Origin of the sequence: Exiguobacterium sp. MH3 (assembly GCF_000496635.1) — a bacterium.
GTDB classification, from domain to species: domain Bacteria; phylum Bacillota; class Bacilli; order Exiguobacteriales; family Exiguobacteriaceae; genus Exiguobacterium_A; species Exiguobacterium_A indicum.
Genome location: NC_022794.1, coordinates 1583097 through 1605900, shown reverse-complemented (window position 1 = coordinate 1605900; position 22804 = coordinate 1583097). Strand labels below are relative to the sequence as shown.

Below are 22804 nucleotides of genomic sequence, written 5' to 3'. Positions count from 1 at the left end.
AAAAGGAGGTACGCTTTCGGATCAATCGACCGAAAACGTGCCTCCTTATCGTTCGCTTCTGTTTAACGCCAATGGGACGGACGGAGTAAGCGACGCGGTAACTGCGTCGCTGCATTGCCGATTGCCGCATTGATTTGTGCCTGTGTCAAAAAGAGTGCATCCGTCAGATCGGCGTCTTTGACGTTACAGTCTCGCAAATCCGCCCCGAGAAAGTTGACTCCGCGCAGGTTACTGTGCGATAAGTTCGTCGCGAGCAACCACTGGTTCTGAACACTGGCACCTGAGAAATCACGTCTTGGTAACTGTTTTCCGACCCAGTCGCGTGGTGTCTGGTCGCGTCTTCCGCTATACTGAGCTTGAACACGCGATGCAATCATTTCAAGGAGTGGTCGGACGGTTTGACGAACCGGTATCAAGTCAAGTCGTTCAAATTGATCGGCTGGTAATGCCGCGTACCGAGTCAGTGCGGCAAGCGTCTCATCGAGTTGATCGTGGATGTCACGCGTGACATCACGTTTCCCGTCGGTTATGTACCACATCATTTCAAACAAATGAACCATCTTCGGGAAGGCAGCATAGATCGCTTGGCGTCGCTTAGGTGCATCATCGCCTTCGAATGTCCGCTGTGATAGATGTTGTCCGGCACCAAAACAATCATAAACGGTGCAGCCTTTGTAGCCGTTATCGCGTAACCGGTCATGAATGCGGCAGCTGTAATCGGCGTCAAGATTACGACACGGTGTTGCTTCCGGTTTGTCATGACCAAAATCACTGGATTTCGAAAAAGCGAGTGCGGTACAACATAAACCAAAACACTTCGTACAATCAATCTGGAACGTAGGCTCCATCGGATTCACCTCCACTACTACTATAACAAGAAAGGAGTTTGGACATGCTGCAATTTCAACTTAATGAAAATGAGGACGGACAGGACTGGCTTAGGCAGCAAGTGCGTCAATATAATGTCGAACGTTCACCGCTTCATGCGACGAAACGCTCCGAGGGAACACAAGCCGTCACATTACTTGCGACGCGTAGTGATCAACCGATTGGCGGCATTTCAGGGGAAATGTACTGGGGCTGGTTACATATTGAATGGTTCTTCGTTGCCGAAGAAGAACGGGGAAGTGGGCTCGGTACTCAGTTATTCCGTCAACTGGAGGAATGGGCACGAACAGCGGGTGTTCAGCGAATCCGCGTCGAGACGTTCTCGTTTCAAGCGCTTCCGTTTTATGAGCGGCAGGGATTCGTCGAAGTCGGACGAATCGATGACTATCCACCAGGGATGAGCTATCATCTGCTCGTCAAACAGGTTGACTGATGAAACGGCGTCTTTTCCTCATCTTATTGTTCGGTCTCGTGCTCGGAACGCTGACGGGGATACAGCCACGTCAAGAGACCGTTTCCTTTACGGCGAAGCAAGTCGCCCAGTTATATACACAGATGACGAACACGCCGATTGAAGCGCGCGACGTCTACTTCGTCGAACGACTGTCTGACCATTACGCCGTCGCGTATCTTGAAGCGAAGCACGACCGCTTGTTTTTGCTCCTGCAACAAACCGATGAGTCACAACGAATCGACCGAATCATTCGTTCGAAACAGACGAGGGAGTCGGATTGGTTTGAAGGTCGTTTGTTGACGACGGACGAAGGTCGATACCTTGTCGCCTACGGCATGAACGGTTCGAAACAAATGAAATCGATCCGGTTCGAGCCGTATAAGACGACGGCTGATGGCGAAGCGCCGCTTCGTCCGATGCAACGCTCATTGTCGGTAGCAGATCAGGAACGTTTCCATACTGTCCAACCGTTACCGGATGCCTTCCCGCATTCGCTCTATTTCGAGATGATCGCGACGAGCGTAGACGGAAAAGAGACGATCCAACGATTGACGTTACCAAGCGATAACGCATCCGCGTTTTCAACCCGGAATGACTTTTAGTATACTGAAGACGAAAAAAGGGGGAGAAGAACATGTGGATCGTCATGAACCAGTTACACGTCGTCAAAGGTGCAGCAGATCAGGTCGCAGCGCGTTTTAAGACGACGAAAGGAATTGAACGAATGGAAGGGTTCCACCGGATGCAAGTCCTCGTCGATATCAGTCAGGCAGAAGAAGACATCGTCACGATCATGACGACATGGTTGAATCAAGCGGCATTCCATGCATGGCAAGAGAGTCAAGCGTACAAAGGCGTGCACCATAAGCGGGATAACGGAACGTCGGAAGTCAAACCGCTCGTGACGTCGAATACCGTCACGGAATATGCGATCGTCGCTGATCACAGTGCCGTCGTGGACTAAACACTAACACCCCTGAGAAGACTTCTCTCAGGGGTGTTGTTTGTAATGATAGATTAGAATGTTTTCCCGTAATCTGGGTATATTCTAACAAACTAGATGAAACGAGGTGACACCGCATGGTCTATCGTAAACCTGTCGTCTCTAGCCTGTCCGTCCTCGGTGGTATGATCCTGCTCTTTGGTTTCTTGACGAGCGGTAGCTTCATTTATCTCTACTTCTTCGTCTTACTATTCGCTTGCGTGTCCTTTTTACGTGAACCGTTGACGCGTAAAGAGTGGTTACGCGAGGGGATTGCCTTTATCTTCTGGTGTTCCTTGATTTATTTGCTCCAACATCTCATCTTTATGGTGTGAGTCATTTTTCGTATAGCTCAAATAAGGAAAGGATGATGTCACGACCTGATGCTGATAAGTGAATCGACACGTCACGTTTCGGATCCTTCAAGTAAATATCGGTCTTTTTGACACGCTTGTCGAGATAAACTTCGTATTGTTGTCCTTTCACTCCTTTTCGGAACGTCAAGTATTTCCACTTCGCCCGTTTTCCTCGTACGTCAGCCTGTTCACTTGTCTTGATTGCTTTTTGCAATTTCCCGGACTCATCACTCGTCATCATGATCGTATCCTCGACTTTAAGACGATCTTTAGAAGAATCGCTTTGATCATAAAGATAATGCTTGAACTGCTTTTGATGGAAGAGTGTTATGTCATTGATAGTGGATAGAACATCTTCTTCCGATAAGTCCTGTCGAGCAAGCTCAGACGGACGTTCCATCGTGTGCTGAATCGACAATTCGTAGCGGAATTGGTGTCCGTTTTTTTCTGTTGCGATAAGCGTGCCGTAATGTTCCGGTGTGCCGTCACCAGGAATGAAGCGGACTTTTCCGGGCTGTTTCATCGCATGGATCGACGTCTCCATCTGCTGTCCACTGATCAATTGCGGTATGCGTACAAAGGAGTTATACGATATATCGTCATTCTCATTATATTTCTCATTGTACGTCAGATAAAGCTTCGTATCTTCAGTAAAGGGAGTAAGGGCTTCTGCATAGACGACGAATGTCTTTCGTTCGTCTTTTTTCGTTACATCAGTCGCTTTCATCACCAGGTAACCTGATCCAGGTAGCGCTAATTTTCGAACAGAACCGTTTATGATGTTATCATCACGTGAGAACCAGTCCTCTTTTTTAATGGTGTCTGGATGGACTTCTAACTCGTTCGGATGTTCAACCAGCTTCGTTTTCGCGAAGACATCTTGTTTGGTTGATAACAGGTGATACTCGCTGTCAGCCATATTCTGACAATACAGATATGTTTGTTCTCCGGACTGGACATAACGAGCCATTTGTCCTAAGTAATCTTCAAATGGTGCCGTCATCACGACGGAGAACGTGTCACCGTAAGAATAATTTTTTGGAGCTTTTACCGCTTTTGATCGACACTCCTCCATGATGACACTCATTTCCTTTTCCGATAACATCTTCGGAGGTTCTTTGCCTTTAAACCGCGCTCCATCATACAATTTCGATAAGTAATCCCATTTGAAATTCGGCGCATCACTTTGACAACCGCTTAACGCGAGCGTTGCTGCAAGTGTGAGTCCGATCCAGTAACGTTTGTTCATTTGTTAAGCACCTCACTGAGTGCTTCACTTGTCGTACCCGACAGCTTAGCACCGTTCTTTGTTCCCTTTTTGACGACATAGATTTCAAGCTTTTTGGCGCGTTTGCGTTCAAATAGCTCGAACGTTTGGCTTTTTCCTTGGCGCATCAATGTTAATTTTTTCTGATTTAGTTTCGTGCCCTGTGGCTCCATGACATCGGTCTCTTTTAATTCCTGAGCGATTTTTTTCGCTAATTTATCCGGTATTGCCGAGACAAACTTATAATCGCTCTCGACGAGCTGTTTCGGTGATTGATGGATAAAACCGACATAGCTGGTTGGCGATGTATCAAAGAATACGTATTTGTAATTCGCGGGTTTTTCGTAAGTCGGATTGAGACGCATATAAATCGATGTTTCCTGAATGATTTTGCCTTCTTCTTTCTTCCGAACAGTCGCAAAAGGAACCGTCTGTCCCACTGAAAGTGTATCAGGAAGTTGTTTTCGTTCGATTTGATACGATTGCCCCATCACATGATCTTGAATGACGGATGGAATTCCGATACGATCACCACTGGTCATTAGTTCGATTGATGTATGTTGCAAACCACTATTCGGAATGACACGAAAAGCTAAATTCAATTCGGAACCGGATAGGGATTCGGTCGTCTCAAAGAGTGTTTGTTCGTCGTCCTTACTTTTGTCTTTCATGAAAAGAACGAATTGACCTTCCGGTGGTAAGGACAGCTGGTAGGACGGGAAGAGGTAATGTCCCATCTCTTTCGATTGCTTACTTTCTTCATTTTCCTGTTTTTGCTGATCCATTACTTTTTTTGGTACAGGTTTAAAGCGGACAATCGTCGATTTAGCTTTAACCGGTTGTTTTGACCAATCGACGAATGGATAATCACTTCGCTTGATCTGATGAACCGTATAATCCGCATGGCGAATCGGCTGACAGGCCAGATAGTCCTTTTTTTCGTCTGACAGGAAACGGACGTGTTGGAACTCGCGTCCTTGAACACTCCGGGGCAGGAAGTATAAGTCAAATCCTTCGTGTTGCACATATCGATCAGGTAAGTGCTTCATATCAGGTTTTTGCTGACAAACCTTCAACAAAGCAGCGGTTTGTTTTTTCGGGAGATCCGGTATCTCTTGCCCATCAAAAGTAGTCGAAATACCGCCCCAGTAATTGGCATCATATGTAAGGTCTAAGTATTGTTCTTTACCGCATCCGGCAAGTAGGACTGCGCCTGCGAGAATACCGGTATGTATATAGCGTCTCATGAAAACCCTCCTTCATCCTAATGACTATATTTTACCATAATTTCAAGAATAGACAGAATTTTCTATAACACTTTAACATCAAGATGTTTGACATCTCTTGAGTCGGGAATAATAGATGCATGCACGGTCAATCTATTACTATGGGGGTTTTATGATGGGTACATTCATTCAAGCAGTTGATGGCACGAAGATTTATGTCGAGGATGTCGGATCGGGTCAACCAGTCGTCTTTCTACACGGCTGGCCAGCAAACAACAATATGTTCGAGTATCAAAAGAACCTGCTCGTCGAAGAAGGGTACCGTTACGTCGGGATCGATTATCGCGGTTATGGCAAATCAGATGCGCCGGCAACGGGATACGATTATAAGACGATGGCGTCCGATATCAATGAAGTCATCGAACAGCTGAAATTATCGAACGTCACGTTGCTTGGCTTCTCGATGGGAGGAGGAATCGCCTTGTCCTATCTCTTGCAATACGGGGATTCAAAAGTCAGTAAGCTCGTTCTCGCAGGAGCTGCAGCACCTGTCTTTACACAGCGAGACGGCTATCCATACGGAATGACAAAAGAAGAAGTCGATGCGTTGATTGCCGATACGAAACAAGATCGTCCGTCGATGCTTAAAGGATTCGGGGAAATCTTCTTTGCGAAAGAACATCCAGAACCACTTCAACAATGGTTCCATGGACTTAGTATCGCCGCTTCGTCCCACGGTACGATTCAGTCAGCGATCGCCTTACGTGACGAAGACTTACGTGGGAAACTCGGAGACATCAAAGTCGATACGTTAATTATCCACGGTAAAAAAGACCAAGTCTGTCCGTTCGAGTTCGCGGAAGAAATGCAAAAGGAAATTCCACATGCACGACTTGAAGTCTTCGAAGAGAGTGGGCACGGTATGTTGCTTGATGAACAAGAGAAGTTCAACGAAACGTTACTCTCGTACGTTAAAGGAAATCAAACCGTCTAATCCAACAAGCCATGGACACCCGTCCATGGCTTGTTTTTGTGTACAAAAAAAAGTGTGCGCCGGCGCACACTTTTAAGGGCGATACTTCCGCATGAACCGTTGATCAATCCAGCGCTTCAGGTACCAACCGAACGGGTGAGTCGAATACTGATTGCCATACAGGGAAATCGCATGACGCGATCCCATCGATAAAATCGTCAAATAGTTCGTTTGCGGACGATAGGTTTGCAGTGTCTCTTCCTGGACGTACCGTAAGAGGTTTGCCAGTAAGATCGGTGCTTGCCGGACAGCTGTGACGCCATTCTTTGGAATATCGGGATAAGCGACGAGGGTCGCCGCGTCACCCGCAGCAAACAGACTCGGATGATCGAGCGCTTGCAACTGTTCATTGACGAGTAGGAACCCGTCTTCCGTATAGAGCTTGCTGTCTGCAAACAATGCCGGTGCTTTCGCACCCGTTAAGCGGATGATCGCATCCGACTCGATTGGAGGGTGATGCTTGAAGCGGAGTGGTGGTTCGTCATCTATTGGACGTTCCCGGATCCAATATACATCGAGTTCTTTTAACCGTCTCGCAATCGCTTCCGCTGCGGGGTGTCCTGAAAGTAACTCTGGATCCGTGATCAGTGTGATCGGTACACCCGCTGCTTTTAAGGACGCCGCCATCTCGACGGCCGCTGCACCACTTCCAATCAAGACTGGACGCTTTGCTTGTTGCAGACGCTTTAATGTATCGGGTAACCGGTAGTTCGGTTTAATCGATAATCGTGTCGTATCTTCCGCCCAATCGAACGAGCCAATATTCGTCGAGACGACGTCATAGGTGTAGCGTCTGCCGGATGCACCGAAGACGAGCTTTTCATCGGGGTCGATTTTGATGACGGTCTCTTCGATGAACTGTTTATCATTGGCGCGACACAGTGCGGCGACGTCGATACGGATCTCATCGATATCGTACGTTCCGTCAGCAAGTCCGGAGTACATGCCCGAGTAATATTGGTACGTCGAGGCATTTAAAATCAGCCACTCGACGTCTTCTGTTGGTCCATTGGTAATGCAATGCAGGTGAGCGTGTCCTGCACCAATCAAGAGGATTCGTTTCATGTCGTTCTCCTTCAATCTGTCTTGCTAGAATGTACCCGGATACGGGTGGCGGTAATCATAGCCAAAAGACAAGACTGATGAACAGGAGGATGACCATGAGATAGATAACATCCTGGCGCTGAACGACTGGCACTTCATAATATGTCCGTTCCGCTGAAAAATGACGGGCTTCGAAAGCGATCGCCATCCGTTCTGCCCGCTGGATCGATCGCGAGAAGAGCGGTAAGCCGATTGATAGGAACGCATCACCAGGAAAGCGACTGTGAACGTTCCGAATCATCCGAACTTGCCGTAAGACGCGAACTTCTTCGATCAAATGTGGAAGAAAGCGGATCCCGGCAAGAAATCCGTACGCGAAGCGAGGCGACACCTTTGCTTGGTGAATCAAGCTCATCACGAACCGGGTCGCATCGGTCGTCGTGACGAAAGCGAAACTTAAGCAGACGAACGTTGCCATCCGTAAGGCAAGTAACCAGCCGTGCATGACACTTTCCGACGTGACATGAAACCAACCAAACGACCATAGAGGATTCGTTCCTTTGCCGAAGGCTGCCATCATCCAGAACGTCAATAAGAATAATAGACTGTAAGGTGCGAGTCGTTTCAAGAAATCGTGAGGACCCCACCCGGAGAGGAGTAGCAGCGCGATAGCAAAACTCAGGAACACCAACGTCTTGACCCAGTCGTTCGTTGCAATCAAGGCAAACATGATCAAAACCAATCCGCTACCTTTGATGACAGGATTGAGTTTAGCGAACGGTGACGCGTTCGTCTGCATTGCGCTTCACCTCCTGGAATTGGTACGAAAGTGGACGTTGTAGCTGACAGCGTTCGAGTAACGGAACGTCAGCGAATAATTCGCTCGGACGTCCGTCAAAGGCAATCCGGCCTTGCTCCATGACGAGGACACGATCCGCGTATCGGGCAACGAGTTCCATATCGTGTGTTGCCATGACGAGCGTCGTTCCGTTTTGTTGTTCCGTCAACAACTGTTCCATGAGCCGCCGTGTCGTCAATCCATCCTGTCCGAACGTCGGTTCATCGAGCAACAATAAATCCTTCGTCTGCCCGAGCATCGTCGCGACGCTGAGCCGTCGTTGTTGCCCCGTACTAAGCGCAAGCGGTGACTGCTGTTTGACAGATGCGAGTTCCAGTCGTTCGAGCAACGCTGTGCGCTCATCACTCGTCGCTGCCCGGTGACTCCAGTCGATTTCCGCTTCGACTGTCAGTTTGAGAAACTGCAGATCCGGTTGTTGAAAGACATAACCAACGTGCTCATAAAAGCGTCGCCGGGAGTAACGCTGAGCCGAACGTTCCTGGAACCGGTATGTTCCACGATGCGAGAGCAACCGACCGAGTGTTGCAAGCAACGTACTTTTCCCGGAGCCGTTTGCCCCGAGCAGCATCACCCATTCTCCCGTCTTCAGGGAAAATGTCGCATCGGTCAGCGGGTAAGGTGCTTTCGTCGATAATGCAGCGACGTGTAACAAGGGAATGCCTGCAGTAGCGACTGGAGGAAGCACATGAAGTCGCGCTGCTTGTGGTCCATCTATGGGTAACGTCTCTAACGTGTACGGATACAAAGAGGGAACAGCGATCCCTTTCGATTGAAGATCCGTATACGCCTGCGGGAACAAATCCTGCGGATGCGCCGTTGCAGTCACCGATCCGTCCTCAAGTAAGACGATTTTGTCGATGTAAGGTAAACAGACATCGAGTTGGTGTTCGATCAAGACGATCGTTAAATCATGTTCTTTCTGAATCTGAAAGATCAACGCCATCAGCTCGTGTTGCCCGATCGGGTCAATCTGAGCCGTTGGTTCATCGAGTAATAAGATCGTCGGCTCAAGTGCCAGGACCGCAGCGAGCGCGAGGCGTTGTTTCATCCCCCCGGATAGACTCGCGATTGGTGTCGAGAAGGGGAGAGGGAGACCAACGAGTGCGAGTAAGCGTTCAATTCGTTCCTCCATCTCTTCGCGTGGAATCGACCGGTTTTCTAAGCTAAAAGCGATTTCGCGTCCGATCGTTTCCATGCAGAACTGTTCTTCTGGGTTTTGGAATAGCACTCCGACCGAACCGGACCGGGTAACGGTTCCCGTCTGTTCGACTTCAATCGTCTCTGGTGTCAGTCCGGCTAGGGCATGAAGCAGTGTCGTCTTGCCACTCCCGCTTCGTCCGAGCAGAAGGGTCGTTCCTTGCTCGATCGTCAGCGATACATGATCGAGCACCGACTTCATCTGACCGGGGTAGCGGATGCTGAGGTCGTCGACAGTAATCATGCGACTTCCCGTTTCGCACGTCCTGCCGCAAACCCGTTCAAGACACCGGTCGCAACAAGGCGACGGACGAGAATCGCTGCAAGCAAGCCGCCCAGTAATGCGCCACTAATTAATTGTAAGCCAGTTGTCGCAAGCAACGTCGTCGTCGTGTAGTAACCGAATCCGTTCGCGATCAGACTATAGACAATGCTACCAATCGCGGCTCCAACACCCGATAACATCAATGTCCAGGTGTCATAACGGCGATAACGCGTCATCGCAAAGACGAGTTCCGCACCAAGCCCTTGGCATACCCCGATTAGAAGAGCCGATAAACCAAAGTGACTACCCGTGAACAGCTCGACGGCTGCCGCGACGATTTCCGCGATGAGAGCGGCACCTGGTTTTTGAATGATTGCTGCGACGAGCGGGCTCGCGATGATCCAGATCCCAAACATCCAGTTGGCACCGACAGGTCCGAAGATCGCAGACATCGGTAACCAGAGTGTTGACCAACCAAGATAGATGACCCCGCAAGCGACGGCGAGCATCATCATGACCATGATTTCTTTCATTTTCCAGTTTTGCATTAGGTACGTCCTCCTTAGAATGGGGGAGACGCCAAAAAAGACCGCCCTCCGTAAAAAAGAGAGCGGTCCTCAGAAAAACTGCGCGCAGCAGGAGTCATTGGATGTGATCGCTCCACTTTCCTACGCTAGTATGAACTAGATCAGGTTCGAAGGGTCCGAAGTGAATCGTCTCAGCCAAATGGGCTCCCCTAGTGGATATGGTAATAGGTGATACGCTGTTCACTTTAGGCAATCTTCTGTCTATTGTCAAGACACAAAAAAACGATACGCCACGAAGGGCGTATCGTCAAACGACTTATTTGTTGTCTTCGTTCTCTTCTTTTGCTTCTTCTGAAGACTCTTCCGTAGCTTCCGCTTCGTTGTCTTCACCAGCTTCCGCTTGTGCCTCAGCTTCTGCTTCTTCGATTTCCTCAAGCTCTTGTTCAAGCGTTGATTCGACGACAGCTGCGACTTGAATGTCGCCTTCAGTGACGATACGGAAATCTTTTTGTTCCGGAAGATCAGCTACAGAGATCGAATCGCCGATTTCGAGGTTCGTGACGTCGACTTCGACGTTCTCTGGCAATTTATCTGGTGTTGCTGCGACTGTTACTTTAAAGAGTGTCTGTGACAGGAATCCGCCGACTTTAGCGCCAGCTGCTTCGCCGACGAGTACGACGTCTGCTTCGACTTCTGTCTCTTCATCCATTTTAACAGCGATGAATTCAACGTGATCGACAGTTGGTGTGAAGACATCCATATCACGACGGTTGATCAAGACGTTAATATTTTTACCGTCGAGTTTCAGTGAAATCAAGACGTTCTCACCGTTTTCTCGAACGATTTTAAGCAATTCTTTTTCTTCGAATGCGATTGGTGTACTTTCCACTTTGTAACCATACACGACACCAAGAGCTTTTCCTTCATGACGTAATTGTTTACGGAGTGAGCGTGGACGTACCTCGCGTTTTTCGGCTGTTAATTTAACTGACATGTTCATTTCCCCCTTGAATTTGGTATAGCCCTCAAAAGGTAATGAATGTAGGAGCAGGACAAGTCCTGAACAATTTAAATATGCTAAGACAATCGGTTTCAGACTCTTTTGAATCTGACGCTTTCGTGACTTTGCATTTCTCTCCCAGGTCATTACGCTGATATTGAGAAACATGTGTGAGTAAGTCACCGTTTGATGCGGTGCTAGTGAGTTTATACCCCTATGTTTTAAATCCTTAAACCTCTATTTTTTATTTTTTAAAGTCGAAAGACCTCCAAACCGCTTGAAATCAAGGGTTGAGAGGTCTTTCGTTTTTTTCATTTTTTATGGTGATGCGTTGGTTTTCACGAACCAGCACGCGGACGAGACGTTCGATGTGCCGCATCGTCGTCTGTCCCATCGTTGAGATTTGGAGCCATTGATTATGGACGAGATAGTCGCTTTCATATTGAACATGATAGCCTTGGATCCGGAGAGCGTCTCCTAAAGCGGTTGCCGACGGATGGACGATCGTCAGAATTCCCGGCGCTTGTGCTTCTTGCGTCGCAAGCAGGTTAAAACCATTCGCGCGAACGGCCTGTTCGAGATAGGTCATCTTGATAGCGGCTTGATCGAGATCAAGGGCATCGAGCGCTGCCTGACAAGCCAGCAACAAGTTCGAGGAACCGGAAAAGGCGACGCCTTCCGCATAGAGTCCGAGATCTAGATAACGTGGAATACGTGGAGAAGGTAGGACGCGATCTACGTGACCGATGAACGCAAGACCCGGTAAACCCCCAATTGCTTTTCCGGAGACGGTCGTGACGAATCTGCAGCCGGCATACGAGAAACGCCCGGTTCCGACGGCGCTGATCGCATCGACGATGAGTGCGATTCGTTGTTCTAACAGCGCTTTTACCGCATCGAGATCGTAGAGGACGCCCGTTGACGTCTCACAATGCGTCAACCAGATCCAGTCGTATTCCGTTTGATGCAGTTGACTCGCGAGTTGTTCCAAGTCGATCGGGTGACCGGATGGAAGCGAGTGGACATCAAAGGACTTTCCTGCTCGTGCTGCGTGATCGATCAAGCGTTGACCGAACTCACCACCGTTTAGGATCAACCCATGTCCACTCAGTTGTTGTGCGACGATATCGTTGGCGAGCGTACCACTGCCGACAGCCATCGAGACATGTGGCAAATCCAGCAACTGACACATTCGGTCCCGTAAATTTTGATCGAGCTGACGCATCGATGCCGTCCGATGCGGGCGCGGTGCTTGTTGCGCCGCTTGACGGACCGTCGGAGCGACTTCGACCGGACCGGCTAGAAAATGCAGAGGACGTAAAACGTCCGCGATGACGGATCGTTCGTATGTCGCGCGCGACAACAACATCGGTACGAACTGGGCGTCACCACTACCGAGCGTCGCTGCGATTGGTGTGAAGCCGAACCGCGCATATAGTTTAGCTTCCCGTGTCGTACCACTGATATAGACATGATCAATCGTTTCCCGTTCCAAGTAGACCATCAAAAAGCGCATCAATTGCATGAACGTACGACTATTGCGGTATTCGGGACGAACGCTGAGTAAACGGATTTCCGCTGGGTCCGTCAATGTCTCATCTAACGTCACGCCTTTTTCCTCAAGTGAAAAAGGGCGATGCTTCCGAATAGCAATCATCGCGACGAGTCGATCGTCTTCCTTGCCGATCAGATAAGTATTTTGATCATGAAACCGGTCAATCCGTTTCCGTTCGGTGTTCGGTTGATGTTGCGGAATCTCTTCCGTGAAGGTGAGGTAGTTCAGTTCATGGATTGCTTCCGCGTCCGAAGCGGTGGCAATGGAAAAGTCGATCATGAGATGTCCTCCTTATGTAATGACTAGCTTGTGAAGTGCATCATGAGCCCACAGGACAAGTAGACTTACGGCAACGGTACACAAGATATTGATGGGTCCTGCGTCAAAGTAGACGGGGAGTAACGGGAGCAGAACAACCGGAATCAGCCCTGCTTTGACGCTATCTTTCGTTACGAGATAAGACAGACCGAGTATGCCTAGTCCGGCAAGATATGCCCACGGCGTGATGGCGAAGACAATTCCGGAAAATACGGCATACCCTTTACCGCCGCGTCGCGGATGAAACAACGGAAACAAGTGACCGATGAGCACGGCAAGAGCAACGGGATAAAATGCGTCTGTGATCTGTAGTGCAAGAACGGTCTTCGCGGCATCAAACAGATACACGAATAAAAAGGCCGGGAGCCCACCGGCACGATGGGCGTTGCGAGCACCGATGTTTCCGGAACCGACCTGAGCCAAATCGGTTCGACTGACGTACTTCCAGAGCGTACCGCCCAGAATACTGCCGATAAGGTAACCAAGCAGAAGATCAAGGATCACCGATGTTCCTCCTTTGTTTCTACGAGATGAACGAGTTCTTTGACGGTCAAGGCATCACTGTCTGGAGCCGTCAGGACGGCATCGACCATCTGGGCTTTTCGATCTTGTAATTCCGTCATCTTTTCTTCGATCGTCCCGCGTGTCAGCAATTTGATGACCGTCACGTCGGATTGTTGTCCAAGCCGGTGGGCACGATCGGCAGCTTGCTGTTCGACTGCGGGATTCCACCAGCTGTCAAAGAGGATGACGGTATCAGCAGACGCGAGATTCAGTCCCGTTCCGCCGGCTTTCAGGGAAATCAAGAAGAGATCGACTTCACCGTCATTGAACCGATCGCATAACGCCACCCGGTCTTCGAGTGGTGTCTCACCCGTCAACAGGAAGTGGGGGAGGTGACGTTGCGCGAGATCCGAGCGAATACGCTCGAGCATTTGTGTATACTGCGAGAAAATCAAGATCCGCTTTCCGGCTGCCCGTTTTTCGGCAATCAATGAGAGCAGACGCGTTCGTTTTGTTGCTTCTCCTCTGTATCCCTCGACGAATAATCCCGGATCGTTGCAAATTTGCCGCAAACGCGTTAACCCAGCCAGTAACTTCAAACGATCTTCGCGTTTCATCTCGTCTAAGTGTTGCAGCGTCTCGAATTGCAATTTGGCAAGATACGACGCATATAAGCGTTTTTGGTTCGGACCGAGCTCGACATAATGATGTTCGATCTGTTTCTTCGGTAAATCCTGTAAGACATCTTGTTTCTCACGCCGTAATAAGAACGGTTGGATGAACCGTTGCATATCGTCAAACGACCATTTCTCAAACGTCATTAGATCCGGCAGTAGCTCTGGAAACAAGACATGGAAGATCGACCAGATATCACGCGGTCGATTCTCGAGCGGTGTTCCCGTTAAGGCGAAACGGCGTTTTGCTTGCAGATGCCGTAGTTGACTGACTGTTTGCGACTGCGGATTCTTCAAGTGCTGTGCTTCATCAAAGAAGACGACGTCATATACAGGGTGGCGACGGACGTCGGTCCGAAGCGTCGTATAGGAGACGATCGTCACCGTATCGTCAGGTAAGTGCTCCAGTTCGCGGAGTCGGCTAGTTTGAGAACCAGTGACGACATGAACCGGTCGATTGGGTAAAAAGCGTTTCAGTTCTGCTTCCCAGTTGCGGAGCAGTGACGCCGGCGCGACGATGAGCGCACGACGGTCAGGAATCGTCGCGATATAACCAATCGCTTGAATCGTCTTCCCGAGCCCCATCTCATCGGCTAGGATCCCGTGACATCCTTGTGCGTCCAAATTCTTCAGAAACTGGATGCCCGTCCGTTGATACGGATAGAGTCGTGACTCTAACGAATTCGGCAAGTCGAGCCGGAATCCTTGTCCGGATTTTAATTCAAGCCATTTCTCGAGCAAATCAGCGTGAAGATGGAGGACGGAGGCGCCGATCAGATGCTTCATGTTCCGGACGGCAGGTAAGACGATTCGTCCATCGCGTAAGTCGCGTTCACTTGCTTCCATCTGAGCGAGGACCCGTTGTAACTGCTGAAAAGCCCTTGTTTCTAAAGAAACGAACTGTCCAGATTTCAAGCGGTGGTACCGTTTTTGTAAGACGAGCGACTTCAGGACACGTTTCAGCTCATCTTCTGGAATCCCGTCCATTGAAAAGTTAAAGATGAGCCAGTCGAGGCGGTCCGTCACGTCGACTTCGATCCGCGGATGAAACGGTCCTTTTGGTAACGTCGTCCGGATCGCTTGTGTTGCAAATAACTCCAGTTGACCGAGCGCAATCCGTTCGTCAAGCAGGCTCCGCAGAAAGGCATATTGCGCGGCGTCACGCGTAATGATGTAGCGCGTGTCACGTGGCGTTGCTTGGAATTCACGTAAGAAGCGTAAGACACTTTGCTCCGTTACTTGATCGCGACCAGCGTAAATCGTCTCGTCGAGCGGATTCAGCTGAATCCCTTGATAATCAAACGACACGCGGACTTCGACTTCTTGAGCCGTTCGGTCGAGATGGAGTTTGACGATTGGTGTCCCGGAAACGATTCGTTCTTGCAAATCAGGACTGAACGAAACATCGGCGACTTGCTGCAAATACTCTGTCTGTCCAAGCAGACGATCGAAGTAGGGCAGGGACAGTTGATGCTGTTGCTTGTCCGTCAGTCGTTTGAGCGTCACGACGGGTCCGGTCAGTTCGAAATGAATCGCTACCCGACGATCCGGTGTGAGACTGCGTAAATAATGGCGCGCGCCAGCGTCATCGACTTGGATCGCCGTGAACGGACGGATCTGCGGCGATAGCGGTGTCGGTGTACCATGCGCCTGAACATGATGCATCGCTAGTAAAACGGCGACGATATGTCCGCAAAATGACGTATCCATCGCAAGCGACGGACAATTACAGCCGGCGTCGACACCGTGCGCCTTGACGCGAACCGTCACCGTGAATCGTTCCTCACCGTCGACACTCGCTTCGATCAGCTCGTCGCCCATTCGGTAATTGTGCAACGTGACCTTGCGGGCGGCGACATACTTCTTTCCCCGTCGAAAGGCATAGGCATCAGACATTTGTTTGATTTTGCGTTCACTGAGCCCATAATTCATGCTATTCCTCCTTTAGTTGACATAATGTTATTATCGTTCACCATCGAATAAATCGACGGCGCGTTTTTTCTCGGAATCACCGATATGGGCATAGACTTGTGTTGTCGCGACGGATTCGTGACCAAGTAACTGCTGGATCGTCAGGACGTCGACCCCACCGGTCGCAAGACGTGTCGCAAACGTATGCCGCAATTTATGCGGTGTAATTTTTTTGCGCTCTAAAAAGGGCAGGACTGGTTTCAATCGTTCCGTGTGCCGCTGCAAAATATGCTGGACTGCCCGTGGACTGAGTGGTTTTCCGTGTTTTTGGAAGACAGGCACGGCGCCGCTCGTTGGCATCTGATAATGAATCGCGTATTTGCGCAATGCAATCCGAGCTGGTTTCGCGAGTGGAATCAGTCGTTCTTTGTTACCTTTCCCGATGACGCGAAGCGTGTTTTCGTGAAAATCAACATCGTTCCAGACGAGTTGGGTCATCTCACTGAGGCGCATCCCGCTATAACCGAGCAGTTGGAACAACGTCACGTCGCGGACGCGGTCTCGTTCATAATGTGATGCTTCTCGGGCATTCATCTCAACGTTTGATGGTAACAACTGAATCAATTCATCCCATTCGCGTTTCGTCAGGTAAATCGGTTCCCGTTTTGCTTGTTTTGGTCGATTGACTTTTGCAACTGGATTTTCCGACAGCTGACCTGTATCGACCAAATAACGGAATAACGACTGTAATGCTGATAATTTCCGGTTGATGACGCTTGGTGCATTTTGTTTCGTTAAGGCAAGGTATTCAGCGTAAGCTTCAATTCCTGCTGCATCGATCTCGACAAATGCTTCGAGTGGAATATCCCGTGCTGTTACTTCTTCTCCGGACGCTGTAGCAACAAATTGAAAGAACGCTTCGTAGTCGTAAACGTAGCGACGCATCGTCGCTAACGAGAAATGTTTTGCTGCTAACTGATCCAAATAGGACTGAATGAAGCGTGGCATCCGCTCATAACCGGGAATCGCTGGTACTGTAGCCGAAACGGTCGTTTTATGTATCGTTTTTCCTAGGTTTTTAAATAAACTCATCCGACAATCACCCCTCTAGTGGTAGTATACCAAACGTTGATACAGCAGACACTTGTTTGCGTGAAATAGTTATTTCACGCAACGTTAAATTGTCAGACAGGGAGCGCTCAGTTGCATCGACAACGCACCAGACGGGTCGTTGGTCAACTCGATGCATGTGAGGATTTAGCCTAATTTTATGGTTTTTGAGCTACAACATTCTCTTTAATGACAATAATAGTATTATGTCACCTAAATCAACAAAAAAGAATGAATATTCAATTTCGCTCTCAGTTGCATCGAGAAGTCGTTCGACGGGTCATCGGTCGACTCATTTGATTTCAAGACGATTTCTGAAAAACGTCGAAAACGTGCTCGATTTCGCATACTTCATCTCGGTTCGGGTATAGAGTGTTAGGTAAGAGTTATTTTCATAAGGGGGAGTTCTAGATGATTACCGATCAACAAGCACGTCAATATTTGAAGGATGCGAAACGCATTGCCGTCGTCGGCGTCTCGAGTGATTCCGGAAAGACCGCGAACTGGATTGCTGACTACTTAGTCCAACACGGATACGAAGTCATTCCAGTCAATCCGACATTAAACGAGTGGAACGGTCAAAAAGTCTATCCGAGCGTCGCAAGTATTCCAGGACACATCGATATCGTCGATGTCTTCCGTCGGTCTGAGTTTTTAGCGGATGTCGCCAAAGATGCTGTTGCTCACGGTGACGTCGGGATGATTTGGAATCAGCTTGGTCTCTCGAGTGTCGAAGCAGAAAGTCTCGCACTTGGTGCTGGTATTCCATATATTGAGAATCGTTGCATCAAAATCGAGCATCAATATCTGTGAGTCATCGTACGATTTCAGGCATCTTCACCCGTTCGTGAAGGTGTCTTTTTTCATGCGCTTTACAGGTTATGCTTGTCAGGAAGCAAGAAGATGCCTACAATTAGAGACAGACTACTCGAAATAACGAACGAACGTTTGTAAAAACGACGTCGTACTTTCGAATTTTGAGGTGAAATGAATGGCGACAGACTTAAATAACTACAATGATGATGCCATACAGGTGCTCGAAGGACTCGAAGCAGTCCGGAAGCGCCCAGGTATGTATATCGGTTCAACCGATCACCGTGGACTTCACCATCTCGTCTACGAGATCGTCGATAACGCGATCGATGAGGCACTCGCAGGGTTCGGGGAACAAATTGACGTTACGATCCATAAAGATAATGCAATCACCGTCCGTGACCATGGACGTGGGATGCCAACGGGGATGCATGCGTCTGGAAAACCGACTGCTGAAGTCATCTTCACAGTCCTTCACGCTGGTGGTAAGTTCGGTCAAGGTGGCTATAAGACGTCTGGTGGCTTACACGGCGTCGGGGCGTCGGTCGTTAACGCCTTGTCAACGGATCTGAAAGTGACGATCTTCCGTGACGGGAAACAATATGAGCAAACGTTTGAAAACGGTGGGATGCCGAAGACGACGTTGCTTGAAACGGGTACGACGCGTCAAAAAGGAACGAGCGTTTACTTTAAACCAGATGGCTCGATCTTCAGTACGTTGACATACAACTACGATACGCTCGCGGAACGCTTACGCGAATCCGCTTTCTTGCTGAAAGGTCTGAAGATTACGCTGACGGACGAACGGTCTGATAAACAAGATATCTTCCAGTACCAAGACGGTGTCAGCGAATTCGTCCAGTACTTGAATGATGATAAAGATACACTGCATCCGACGGTCGCGTTCGAAGGCACGGAAAACGAGATCGAAGTCGATATCGCCTTCCAGTTCACGGATGCGTACTCGGAAAACGTCCTGTCGTTCGTCAACAACGTCCGGACACGCGACGGTGGAACACACGAAGTTGGTGCGAAGACGGCGATGACACGGGTCATGAATGAATATGCCCGAAAAAACACGCTCTTGAAGGAAAAGGATAAGAACCTTGACGGAAATGATATCCGCGAAGGGTTGACCATGATCGTCTCGATCCGAATTCCGGAAGAATTCCTTCAGTTCGAAGGACAAACGAAGTCGAAACTCGGTTCACCGGAAGCGCGGACGAGCTGTGACGCTGTCATCAGTCGTCGTCTCTCGACGTACTTGGAAGAGAACCCGCAAACGGCGACGCTGTTGATCAAAAAAGCGATCCGCGCAGCGCAAGCGCGTGAAGCAGCACGTAAAGCCCGCGAAGAAGCACGAAATGGGAAAAAAAAGAAACGTTCGAGCATCTTGAACGGAAAACTGACACCTGCTGCTTCGAAAAACGCAGACAAGAATGAATTGTTCCTCGTCGAGGGTGATTCTGCCGGTGGTTCTGCGAAACAAGGACGAAACCGGACGTTCCAAGCGATTCTTCCACTCCGTGGTAAGGTCTTGAACACGGAAAAAGCGAAACTCGCTGACATCATGAAAAATGAAGAGATCAATACGATCATTCATGCGATTGGTGGCGGTGTCGGAGCCGATTTTGACTTGTCGGATTGTAATTTCGATAAAGTCATCATCATGACCGATGCCGATACCGATGGCGCGCACATCCAAGTCTTGCTGTTGACGTTCTTCTTCCGCTACATGCGCCCGTTGATCGACGCTGGGAAGGTTTTCGTTGCCTTACCACCGCTCTATCGTGTCTCCAAAGGGAAAGGCAAATCGGAGAAGTTCGAATATGTCTGGGACGAAGAGACGCTCAAGAAAACGACGAAGAAGTTCGGTAAAGGTTATATGATCCAGCGTTACAAAGGACTTGGAGAGATGAATGCACCACAGCTCTGGGAAACGACGATGGATCCTGAGACACGGACGTTGATTCGGGTCACGATCGACGATGCTGCTGTTGCCGAAAAGCGCGTTTCAGTCCTCATGGGCGATAATGTCGGGCACCGCCGGACATGGATCGAGGACAATGTCGCCTTCGGTCTCGCGGAAGACCTCTCGATCATCGAGAATGAGCACGTGACGAAAGAGAGTGTGAACGAACATGTCTAATCTACAAAACATCCTGAACCTGTCGCTCGAGCAAGTTGTCGGCGACCGGTTTGGTCGTTATTCGAAATATATCATCCAAGATCGTGCCTTACCGGATGCCCGGGATGGTCTCAAACCAGTTCAACGCCGAATCTTGTATGCGATGCATACGGAAGGGAACCTGTTCGACCGGGCTTACCGGAAATCAGCGAAGACGGTCGGTGTCGTCATCGGTAACTATCACCCGCACGGTGATTCATCGGTCTATGAAGCAATGGTCCGCTTGAGCCAAGAGTGGAAACTCCGTTACCCGCTGATCGATATGCAAGGTAATAATGGGTCAATCGACGGCGATAGCGCGGCAGCGATGCGGTATACGGAAGCCCGTTTATCAAAAGTTTCGAGTCTGATTCTCGACGGGATCAACAAACAAACCGTCGATTACACGCTGAACTTCGATGATACGACGGAAGAACCACTCGTCTTACCGTCACTCCTGCCGAACTTGCTGATGAACGGTTCGACGGGGATTTCCGCCGGTTACGCAACCGAGATTCCACCGCACCACGCGGGAGAAGTCCTCGATGCTGCAATCGGTCGTATTTCCGGTACGGTCCAGAACGTCGATGACTTGTTGACGCACATGCAAGGTCCAGATTTCCCGACTGGTGGTGTCGTCCAAGGGCTTGACGGCATCAAGAAGGCGTTCGAGACAGGACGCGGGAAAGTCATCATCCGCTCGCGCTCAACGATTGAGACACTGCGGGGCGGTCGTCAGCAAATCGTCATCACGGAGCTCCCGTATGAGGTCAATAAAGCGAATCTCGTCAAACGGATGGAAGAACTCCGTCTCGACAAAAAGGTTGAAGGGGTTGCGGAAGTTCGTGATGAGACCGACCGCGACGGCTTACGCGTCGTCATCGAGTTGAAGAAGGAAGCGGACGCAGAAGGTGTCTTACACTTCTACCTCAAACAGACTGACTTACAAATTGCTTATAACTACAATATGGTCGCGATCCATGAGCGGACACCGCGGCAAATGGGCGTCTTGACACTCCTCGATGCCTATCTCGCACACGTCAAAGAAGTCGTCATCCGCCGGACAGCGTTTGACCTCGAACAAGCGAAACGCCGTCAGGAAGTCGTTTCTGCCTTGATGACAGCAATCTCTGTTCTCGATGAGACGCTTGCCTTGATCCGTTCTGCGTCGAACAAAGCGGACGCGAAAGACAAGCTGATCGCGCGCTTCAACTTTACGGACCGTCAAGCGGAAGCCGTCGTTATGCTTCAACTTTACCGGTTAACGAACACCGATATCGTTGAGTTGCAGGAAGAAGCAGCGAAACTCGAGAAGGAGATCGCTCGTCTCGAGAAGATCCTCAACGATGAAAAGACACGGAATCGTCTGATCATCAAGGAATTGACAGTCTTGAAGGAACAAGTCGCGGACAAACGTCGCTCGACGATCGAAGCGGAAGTTGAAGAACTGAAGCTGAAGACGGAAGTCATGATCGCTGTCGAAGAAACGATGGTCTTCCTATCGAAAAACGGTTACGTCAAACGTTCGTCGCTCCGTTCATTCGGTGCCTCGAACGACTTACCGGACTTGAAGGAACAGGATCGTCCGTTGCTCCAAGGGCAAGCGATGACGACCGACCACTTGATCGTCTGGACCGTTCGCGGGAATTACTTGCTGATTCCGGTCCACCAATTACCGGATACGAAATGGAAGGATGGCGGTCAACACGTCGCGAACCTCGTCCCACTTGAACCGGGTGACCGGGTTCTCTCAGCGGATCTCGTCCGCTCGTTCGACGAAGCACAGCATTGCTTGTTCGTGACTCGTCAAGGGATGGTCAAACGCTCGAAACTGAGTGACTACAACGCCCAGCGGAAGTCAAAACCACTTCAAGGTGTCCGTTTGAAGGCAGACGACGAAGTCTTGTATGCTCAGGTCTCAACGGGTCAAACGGAGCTGTTCCTTGCAACACAGAACGGTTTCGGTCTCTGGTTCACAGAAGACGACGTTCCAGTCGTCGGTGTCCGGGCTGCTGGTGTTAAAGCGATCAACCTGAAGGATCAGGATGTCGTCGCGGGTGCAATTGGCTTCAAGGAAGCACCACAGATCGTCCTCTTGACGCAACGGGGTGCCTTGAAGAAGATGCGCCTCGCGGATCAGTTCCAAGTCTCGAGCCGTGCGCTCCGTGGCTTACAGTTGCTCCGTGACTTGAAATCGAAACCACACCAAGTCGCAGCATTGATCGACGTCACACAAGCGAAAGAATTGGTCCTCAGCGGAAAAGAGCAGGAAAAAACGATCCAAATCGGTTCGTTATCGTTCCTCGACCGCTTATCGAACGGTTCATTTGCCTACGATGAAGAGAAATTCGGTCCCTTACTCGACTGGTATACACGATAAGACGAGGCTCCTCCGGATAACGGGGGAGCTTTTTTAGATTTAGCGGGGCAGGAGAGGGGGAATTTTGAGACGAATGCTCGGAATTTTGAGATTTATCGCTATAAATATCGTTTACAAATTGAAACACTGATCAATAACGGCTACAATAGAAGAAATAGTCAGGTCACGATTCGTCACGAACAAGCGTCGGGTCACGCGTCTCCGCAGCTTTGCTTATAGCGTCAATTGATCAAGCAGCTACGGGACCGTCCCTTTAGCTGCTTGTTGTGCAATC

Annotated in this window: 20 protein-coding genes and 1 riboswitch; of the genes, 8 read left to right on the top strand and 12 right to left on the bottom strand. The window is 49.6% G+C overall.

Annotation, left to right across the window (positions count from 1 at the left end; translation table 11 throughout):
- Positions 1-62: 62 nt before the first annotated feature.
- Positions 63-848: a pentapeptide repeat-containing protein gene (locus tag U719_RS08525; RefSeq protein WP_023468353.1), complete on the bottom strand. Its 786-nt coding sequence runs from the start codon at positions 846-848 to the stop codon at positions 63-65.
- 44 nt (positions 849-892) lie between these two features.
- Here U719_RS08525 and U719_RS08520 point away from each other — a divergent pair, with 44 nt between their 5' ends.
- The 4 genes from U719_RS08520 to U719_RS08505 all read left to right on the top strand — a co-directional run bounded on the left by U719_RS08520 (position 893) and on the right by U719_RS08505 (position 2659).
- Positions 893-1321, top strand: a complete 429-nt coding sequence (locus tag U719_RS08520) for a GNAT family N-acetyltransferase (RefSeq protein WP_023468352.1) — start codon at positions 893-895, stop codon at positions 1319-1321.
- Positions 1321-1944, top strand: coding sequence for a hypothetical protein (locus tag U719_RS08515; protein ID WP_023468351.1), 624 nt, complete (start codon positions 1321-1323; stop codon positions 1942-1944). Before U719_RS08520 ends, U719_RS08515 begins: the two co-directional genes overlap by 1 nt.
- Before the next feature lie 32 nt (positions 1945-1976).
- Positions 1977-2306: an antibiotic biosynthesis monooxygenase gene (locus tag U719_RS08510; RefSeq protein ID WP_023468350.1), complete on the top strand. Its 330-nt coding sequence runs from the start codon at positions 1977-1979 to the stop codon at positions 2304-2306.
- A gap of 116 nt (positions 2307-2422) precedes the next feature.
- Positions 2423-2659, top strand: a complete 237-nt coding sequence (locus U719_RS08505) for a hypothetical protein (RefSeq protein ID WP_023468349.1) — start codon at positions 2423-2425, stop codon at positions 2657-2659.
- A gap of 1 nt (position 2660) precedes the next feature.
- Here U719_RS08505 and U719_RS08500 read toward each other — a convergent pair whose 3' ends face one another.
- Together U719_RS08500 and U719_RS08495 are read right to left on the bottom strand one after the other, a co-directional pair.
- Positions 2661-3929, bottom strand: a complete 1269-nt coding sequence (locus U719_RS08500) for a hypothetical protein (RefSeq protein WP_023468348.1) — start codon at positions 3927-3929, stop codon at positions 2661-2663.
- Positions 3926-5194: a hypothetical protein gene (locus U719_RS08495; protein ID WP_023468347.1), complete on the bottom strand. Its 1269-nt coding sequence runs from the start codon at positions 5192-5194 to the stop codon at positions 3926-3928. The genes U719_RS08500 and U719_RS08495 overlap by 4 nt, the downstream gene beginning before the upstream one ends.
- 154 nt (positions 5195-5348) lie before the next feature.
- Here U719_RS08495 and U719_RS08490 point away from each other — a divergent pair, with 154 nt between their 5' ends.
- Entirely contained in the window at positions 5349-6167 is an 819-nt protein-coding gene (locus U719_RS08490; protein ID WP_023468346.1) for an alpha/beta fold hydrolase, read from the top strand.
- Positions 6168-6239: 72 nt separating this feature from the next.
- Here the strand turns inward: U719_RS08490 and U719_RS08485 are convergent, their stop codons facing one another.
- From U719_RS08485 to U719_RS08445, 9 genes are all read right to left on the bottom strand, one after another.
- On the bottom strand, positions 6240-7271 hold the full coding sequence (locus U719_RS08485; protein ID WP_023468345.1) for an NAD(P)/FAD-dependent oxidoreductase: 1032 nt from the start codon (positions 7269-7271) through the stop codon (positions 6240-6242).
- Between the two features lie 55 nt (positions 7272-7326).
- Positions 7327-8049, bottom strand: a complete 723-nt coding sequence (locus U719_RS08480; RefSeq protein ID WP_023468344.1) for an energy-coupling factor transporter transmembrane protein EcfT — start codon at positions 8047-8049, stop codon at positions 7327-7329.
- Positions 8021-9550 (bottom strand): ABC transporter ATP-binding protein, encoded by a 1530-nt coding sequence (locus U719_RS08475; RefSeq protein ID WP_023468343.1) that lies wholly within the window; start codon positions 9548-9550, stop codon positions 8021-8023. Before U719_RS08475 ends, U719_RS08480 begins: the two co-directional genes overlap by 29 nt.
- Positions 9547-10119, bottom strand: coding sequence for an ECF transporter S component (locus tag U719_RS08470; protein WP_023468342.1), 573 nt, complete (start codon positions 10117-10119; stop codon positions 9547-9549). Before U719_RS08470 ends, U719_RS08475 begins: the two co-directional genes overlap by 4 nt.
- Positions 10120-10219: 100 nt before the next feature.
- Positions 10220-10319, bottom strand: a riboswitch (TPP riboswitch).
- Between the two features lie 95 nt (positions 10320-10414).
- Positions 10415-11092 (bottom strand): 50S ribosomal protein L25/general stress protein Ctc, encoded by a 678-nt coding sequence (locus tag U719_RS08465; RefSeq protein ID WP_023468341.1) that lies wholly within the window; start codon positions 11090-11092, stop codon positions 10415-10417.
- 289 nt (positions 11093-11381) lie between these two features.
- Complete coding sequence (locus U719_RS08460) at positions 11382-12932, bottom strand: GNAT family N-acetyltransferase (protein WP_023468340.1); 1551 nt, start codon at positions 12930-12932, stop codon at positions 11382-11384.
- A gap of 12 nt (positions 12933-12944) precedes the next feature.
- Entirely contained in the window at positions 12945-13475 is a 531-nt protein-coding gene (locus tag U719_RS08455; RefSeq protein WP_023468339.1) for a glycerol-3-phosphate acyltransferase, read from the bottom strand.
- Positions 13472-16081, bottom strand: a complete 2610-nt coding sequence (locus tag U719_RS08450) for a DEAD/DEAH box helicase (protein WP_023468338.1) — start codon at positions 16079-16081, stop codon at positions 13472-13474. Before U719_RS08450 ends, U719_RS08455 begins: the two co-directional genes overlap by 4 nt.
- A gap of 30 nt (positions 16082-16111) precedes the next feature.
- Complete coding sequence (locus U719_RS08445; RefSeq protein WP_023468337.1) at positions 16112-17152, bottom strand: tyrosine-type recombinase/integrase; 1041 nt, start codon at positions 17150-17152, stop codon at positions 16112-16114.
- 429 nt (positions 17153-17581) lie between these two features.
- Between U719_RS08445 and U719_RS08440 the strand changes: the two genes are divergently transcribed.
- From U719_RS08440 to parC, 3 genes are all read left to right on the top strand, one after another.
- Positions 17582-17983: a CoA-binding protein gene (locus U719_RS08440; protein WP_023468336.1), complete on the top strand. Its 402-nt coding sequence runs from the start codon at positions 17582-17584 to the stop codon at positions 17981-17983.
- A 178-nt stretch (positions 17984-18161) separates the two neighbouring features.
- The gene (parE, locus tag U719_RS08435) at positions 18162-20132 is read left to right on the top strand and encodes a DNA topoisomerase IV subunit B (RefSeq protein WP_023468335.1); all 1971 of its coding nucleotides are present in this window, start codon (positions 18162-18164) and stop codon (positions 20130-20132) included.
- Positions 20125-22530, top strand: coding sequence for a DNA topoisomerase IV subunit A (gene parC, locus U719_RS08430; RefSeq protein WP_023468334.1), 2406 nt, complete (start codon positions 20125-20127; stop codon positions 22528-22530). The genes parE and parC overlap by 8 nt, the downstream gene beginning before the upstream one ends.
- Positions 22531-22804 lie beyond the last annotated feature (274 nt).